Source organism: Verrucomicrobium sp. 3C (assembly GCF_000379365.1).
Lineage (GTDB): Bacteria > Verrucomicrobiota > Verrucomicrobiia > Methylacidiphilales > Methylacidiphilaceae > Methylacidimicrobium.
The window spans coordinates 62,516-68,137 of the sequence record NZ_KB901878.1; the positions used below are offsets into that span (position 1 = coordinate 62,516).

Genomic DNA, 5,622 nt, shown 5'->3' on the forward strand with positions numbered 1-5,622 from the left:
AGGGCCTGGATGCCGGTCTTCTCGTCCACGCAGAGCACCACGGCGTTCTCCGGAGGCTGCATGTAGAGAGCGACCACTTCGAGGAGTTTCTCCTTGAACTGGGGATCCGGGCTAAACGTGAAGGTGCGAAGGCAATGCGGATGCAGATCGTAAGCTCGCAGAATGCGCGCGACCCGAGCTGGGGGCAAACCCAGCTCTCGCGCCAGCGTGCGGATGCTCCACCGGCTCAAACCTCTCGGCGGTTTACTGCACGCGGTCATCACCACTTTGCGCGTAAGCGATTGGCTTATCGTTACCGGGCGTCCGCTCCGCGGCTCATCGTTGAGCCCAGCGATCCCCTCCGCGGAAAACCGTCGCCGCCATTTGCGCACGATATGCGCGTTGCACTGGAGCTGCCGGGAAATCGCCGCGCTGGAAACCCCATCGGCAGCCATCAGAATTATCCGTGCTCTCATCACCAACCCGGCTTTCGCATTCCTCTTGCGGACGATCTCTTCTAACACTTCTCTCTGCTCTTCACGAATCGATAATGCAGTTAAAATGGCTCCCATAATGAAAGCCATAATACCTAGTCTGCACTGTTATGTCACGTAATTATGAAGCGATGTACTAGGGGAGAAGAAAGGCACGGAGAAGGGGAGCATGCGGCCCGATCCGTCACCCGCATCGAGTTCCGAACCGAAGTCGACCCATCCACAAGAGGCCACGAAAGATTCCCCGAGCGACGAGCGGGTGCGCCGGACCCGCGAAACGGGTCGGAGGACAACGGCGGAGGCGCAGGAGAGATTCCGGCGCACCGGAAGGGTCAAGCCAGCCGAGAAGAGGGCTGCGTTTGCCGAGCTCCCCTGCCATTATGGAATCCGGCTGGCGCTGGAGCTTTCCTTCCGCCACAGCCAACGATCCAAGGGCTCCGGAAACGAGGGAGAATGCCGATCCGAGGAAGAAGCGACCGTTGCCGGATCGGCCCAGCGGACTCTGCCCGCCATCTCCTTTCGGGGCTCGCTGCACCTCCACTTGCCGCTGACTCGGCCTTCGGCGTCCTGGAGAGGCTGCAGAGAGGGGAGGTGAGATCGGGAGCCCAAGAAAAGATCCTCAGTCCTCCGCCGCCCTGCTGTTCTCTTCCAGGAAGGCTCGCACTGCGGAGAGGTCCGCAAAAAGAAAGCTGGGATGGGCCGCTTCCAGCTTCGCCCGGGTGTTATAACCGGTCAGGAGGGCACCCGAAAGGATGCCGGCTGCCTGGGCCGCCTCAACGTCATGGACCATGTCGCCCAAAAAGATCGCCAGGTGCGGCTCAAGCCGCCCCTCGTCCCGCATCTGGCAGAGGGTCACCCGCTTGTCGGCGACTTCCGTATGGATTTCGGAAAAATAGTCAAGAATGCCATGGCGCCTGGCCTGGTCGAGGAAATGGCCGTTTTGAATTGTGCTCAAGAGAATCATCCGCAAGCCTTGGGTGCGGCAAAACTCTAGGAAGTCAGCGGCATGGGGCAAAAGCGGGATCTGCGGCCGGAAGAAGCGGAAGGCGGCATGGTAAAAGCGATCGAGGATCTCCAGCGGGATTTCCGGGAGAATCGTCCGATAGAAGTCGCGCAGCGGAAGAAAGAACCGTTCCCGGAACTCCTCGACGTTCATCGTCGGCTTCCGGTAGAGGCTGAGAACCTGGTTGGCCGCCCGATGGGCAAAGGGAAGGTCGTCGGCCAAGGTGCCCGACCAGTCGAGGAGAACGGTATCGATCGGCTGACTCACAAGGGGCCTCGTCCTTCCGCGATGAAAACACGCGTCCCGATCGATGATTGCTCGAAGAGTTGAACCATTTCTTCGTTGCGCAGGCAGATGCAGCCCTTGCTCATCGGCTTCCCGATCGCATCCTCCCGGTTTGTGCCGTGGAAATAGATGAACCGCTCGCGCGTGGTCAGATTATGGGGTTCCATTCCCGCCAGCCAGAGAATTCGCGTGAGGATGAGGCTCTGCTCCCTCCATGGAGCATCGAGAGTCCAGAGAAATCCGGTCGGCTGACGGCCCTGGAACTCCGCACCCAGAGGAGACCCTTCCCCGATCTTCTCGCAGATGAAGTGCCATCCGCGCGGAGTTCGATAGCTTCCCGGCTCCTCCCCGCAGCCGAGAAGGGCGGTGCTGACCATCGCCTCCCAGGTCTGCTCCTTACCGCGAAGGACGCGAACCTTTTGCTCCCACACCGAGACATGGAACCAGATCCCCGCCGGGGCGGAGGTAAGGGCAGGGGGATCCCAGGGATCAAAGTGCATTAAGCCGGTCGATCAGTTGGCGCAGACGGCCATAGGATCTGCGGTCGAAGGGGAAGCAGAGGCGGGGTAGCGAGAGGATCTCCGGCTCGTTGGCCTCGACAGGGAGTGCGCTGGTCTTGGAGAAAGAGCTGGGCCGGGCGGTGATATCGGCGAAATCGCGCTGGATCGCCTCGAGCGAGGTGTCGTCGGGCGCACGGTGGATGCGGAGCGCGAGAAGCTCCCCCACAAAGCGGTAGGAGTGGAAGTTGTAGTAGAAGCGCTCGATCTCCTGGGTTGCTTCCTCCAGGTCGTCGGTAAACGTAAAGAGGTGGAAGTCCTGGTCGGAAATCAGATCGCGGGAGAGCAGCTCGTTCTGCAAAAACTCCCGGAACGCGCTCCAATAGGTGCCTCCGGGGTAGTCGATGAAGACCATAGGAACGATGGGAGCCTTGCCCGTTTGCATCAGGGTAAGCGCCTCGAAGCATTCGTCCATCGTACCAAAGCCGCCGGGAAAGAGCGCGATGGCATGGGATTCTTTGACGAAGTGGAGCTTCCGGGTGAAAAAGTAGCGGAAGAAGATGAGCTTTCGGTCGCCCTCGATCACCTCGTTCGGACGCTGCTCATAGGGCAGACGGATGTTGAGGCCGAAGCTCCGCTCCTTGCCGGCTCCCAACTGGGCTGCGCCCATGATTCCATCCCCGCCTCCGGTAAGCACCATGAAGCCCGCTTTCGCGATCTGCTCGGCGAACCGCCGGGCCATCCTCCATTCGGCCGTCTCCGCGGCGAGGCGGGCCGAGCCGAAAATCGTGACCTTCTTGACGCCCCGGTAGGGTTGAAAGACCGCGTCGGCATACCGGATCTCTTTGAAGACCTGGTTGATCATCCGGATGTCACCCGGTGTTGTCGCCTGACGGCCGAAGCGAATGGCCGTGGCCACCATCTCGAAATACTCCCGCTGTGCGCTTCCGATTCCCGCCTCCTCGAGCAGCGCGGCGATCTTTTTGTCCAGCGCGGGCTCCCCTGTCGAGTAGGTCGCGCTTTTTTTCTCCGCCATCCGGACTCTATATTGCGTCCGGTACACACCATGGCAAATCTATTAGAATCGCTTTCCGACCGGCTCCTTCTGGGCGACGGCGCTCTCGGCACCTACCTCTACTCGCTTGGGCTTCCGCGCCGGTATTGCCTGGAAGAAGCCAACTTGAGCCGTCCCGAATTGGTGCGTCGCGCCCACGCCGATTATCGGCAGGCGGGCGCGGAGCTTCTCCGAACCAACACGACGGCGGCGAACCGCGCCTGCCTGACTCGTTTTGGCCTGGACGCGCAGGTCGTCGAAATCAACCGGCGAGGAGTCGAGTTGGCAAGGGAGGCAGCCGGAGGGAAGGAATGCACGGTGGCGGGGAGCGTGGGGCCGATCTGGCTCCGTGCCTGGGAGGGCAGCCTCTCCCCGGAAGAACGGCGGCCTCTCTATCGGGAGCAGATCACCGCTCTCCTGGAGGCGGGCTGCGACCTCGTCTTCTTGGAGACCTTTACGGAGCTCTCCGAAGCGCTGCTCGCCCTCTCCGTTGCCCACGAGGCTGGGGCTCCGAGGGCGGCGGTCTCGCTGGCCGTCTTCGAGGAGGGCCGGCTTGGCAACGGGGACACCCTGGCTTCCGGCCTGGCTTCGCTGCGGGGTGCCGCGGCTCAGATCGTCGGCATCGGGGGAAGCTGCGGAATCCTGGCATCCCTCCATCTTCTGGAGGAGATCGAAGTGCGGCCCGGAGATCTCCTCTGCGCCTTTCCCAATGCGGGAAAACCAGAGTTCTACGAGGGCCGGCTGAGCTATTCGGCGAGCCCCGAGTATTTTGCCGCGAGCGTCGACCGTTTCGTCGCAGAAGGGGTCCATCTTCTCGGAGGAGATTACGGAACGAGCCCTCTCCACATCGCGGCGATGGCGCCGGTCCTCGCCCGCCATCGTCCCCGCCGGGTCAAGCCGCGGCGGGTACGGGTTCCCGCGATCGAGGTGGCGAGGGAGGAAGAGCCGCCCAAGCTGGAAGAGGAGAGCCTGTTGGACCGCTGCAAGCGAAAGCGGATCGCCATGGTCGAGCTCGATTCCCCGCGAACGCTCTCCATGGACAAGTTCCTGGAAGGAGTCCGTGCTCTGGAGAAGGCGGGGGTCGATGCGCTGACGCTGGCCGACAACTCCCTGGCCATCCTCCGGGTCAGCAACCTGGCGGCGGCGGTCGCGGCTCAGCGATGCGCCCGGCTCCCGACCATCCTCCATCTCGCCTGCCGGGATCGGAACTTGCTCGGTCTTCAGTCCGAACTGATGGGGCTGTCGGTGCTGGGGTTCCGCCACGTCCTCGCCTTGACCGGAGATCCCGCCAAGGCGGGCGATCATCCCGGGGCTACGTCGGTCTACGATCTCAACTCGTTGGGGCTCATCAAGCTGATGACCAAGCTCAATGACGGCGTCTCCGCCGCGGGCCGGGACCTCAAGGCAAAAACGAACTTTGTGATCGGCTGCGCCTTCAATCCCAACTCGGTGCAGTTCGATTCGCAAGTGCGCAAGCTCGAATCCAAAATCGCGGCCGGGGCGCAGTACGCGATGACCCAGCCCGTCTTTGATCCGGAGTTGATCCGGAAGAGTGCCGAACGGCTGAAGCCGCTCGGCATTCCGGTCTTCGTGGGGATCATGCCCGTGCTCAACTCTCGCAATGCCGAGTTCCTGCATAACGAGGTGCCCGGGATTTCCATTCCGGAAAGCTTGCGAGAAAGATTGCGGCATGTCGACGGACCGAAGGCCGCAGAGCTGGGGCTAGAGGCGGCGCGCTCGCTGGCTGAAGCGGTACTGGAGCAGTTCGGGGGGATTTATCTGATTACGCCCTTCATGCGGTATGATCTCTCCGTCCGCCTCGTCGAGGCGCTCTTCTAGCCTGCATGGCTCACAAAGTTCGTACCCGAGGCGCCGCAAACGGGCTTGGATGCGAGGCGCGGCGCCGGTTTTCCCCCGGAGCTGTATAAGGACATGCTGCAAGGATGGAAAACCAAGCGAGAGCGAAGCAGACAGGTCCATTGTGCAAGCCGCAGGAGAAAGCTTGTGTGGAGTCGAGGAGTGGCGCGGTGCGACGTAGGAGAGCCATAGCGGGAGCTGCCCCTTTCGGTATGACAGTGCCTGAGTATCTCTCCCTATCGGCCGTTTCCACTGAGCCTATCCGAAAATTTGTGTGTGGGTCACAACCGAAGTAGAAGGAGATGAAAATGGAAAGGGAAGTGACCACGAACAACGAGTAGGAAGCGCAGGACCGAGGAGGCAAGAAGCCTGGGATCAGTGCGGCGATCATTGAAGAGCTGATGAAGGACTACCAGAAGCCGGAAGATCTGGTCGGTCCTGGGGGGATCATGG

Annotated in this window: 6 protein-coding genes; 2 read left to right on the forward strand and 4 right to left on the reverse strand. The window is 61.7% G+C overall.

Annotated features, from left to right (window positions below; translation table 11 throughout):
- Positions 1-455 (reverse strand): IS630 family transposase (locus tag A37A_RS20850; protein ID WP_231363945.1); only part of this gene is annotated, 455 nt, incomplete at its 3' end.
- Positions 456-642: 187 nt separating this feature from the next.
- Here A37A_RS20850 and A37A_RS0114260 point away from each other — a divergent pair.
- The gene (locus A37A_RS0114260) at positions 643-1,068 is read left to right on the forward strand and encodes a hypothetical protein (RefSeq protein WP_020494505.1); all 426 of its coding nucleotides are present in this window, start codon (positions 643-645) and stop codon (positions 1,066-1,068) included.
- Between the two features lie 24 nt (positions 1,069-1,092).
- Here the strand turns inward: A37A_RS0114260 and A37A_RS0114265 are convergent, their stop codons facing one another.
- The 3 genes from A37A_RS0114265 to A37A_RS0114275 are packed head-to-tail and all read right to left on the reverse strand — an operon-like array spanning position 1,093 to position 3,294.
- The gene (locus A37A_RS0114265; protein WP_018292160.1) at positions 1,093-1,743 is read right to left on the reverse strand and encodes an HAD family hydrolase; all 651 of its coding nucleotides are present in this window, start codon (positions 1,741-1,743) and stop codon (positions 1,093-1,095) included.
- Positions 1,740-2,261, reverse strand: a complete 522-nt coding sequence (locus A37A_RS0114270; protein WP_018292161.1) for a L,D-transpeptidase — start codon at positions 2,259-2,261, stop codon at positions 1,740-1,742. The genes A37A_RS0114265 and A37A_RS0114270 overlap by 4 nt, the downstream gene beginning before the upstream one ends.
- Positions 2,251-3,294: an LOG family protein gene (locus tag A37A_RS0114275; protein ID WP_018292162.1), complete on the reverse strand. Its 1,044-nt coding sequence runs from the start codon at positions 3,292-3,294 to the stop codon at positions 2,251-2,253. Before A37A_RS0114275 ends, A37A_RS0114270 begins: the two co-directional genes overlap by 11 nt.
- A gap of 30 nt (positions 3,295-3,324) precedes the next feature.
- Between A37A_RS0114275 and A37A_RS0114280 the strand changes: the two genes are divergently transcribed.
- Complete coding sequence (locus A37A_RS0114280; RefSeq protein ID WP_018292163.1) at positions 3,325-5,151, forward strand: bifunctional homocysteine S-methyltransferase/methylenetetrahydrofolate reductase; 1,827 nt, start codon at positions 3,325-3,327, stop codon at positions 5,149-5,151.
- The last annotated feature ends 471 nt before the right edge of the window (positions 5,152-5,622 follow it).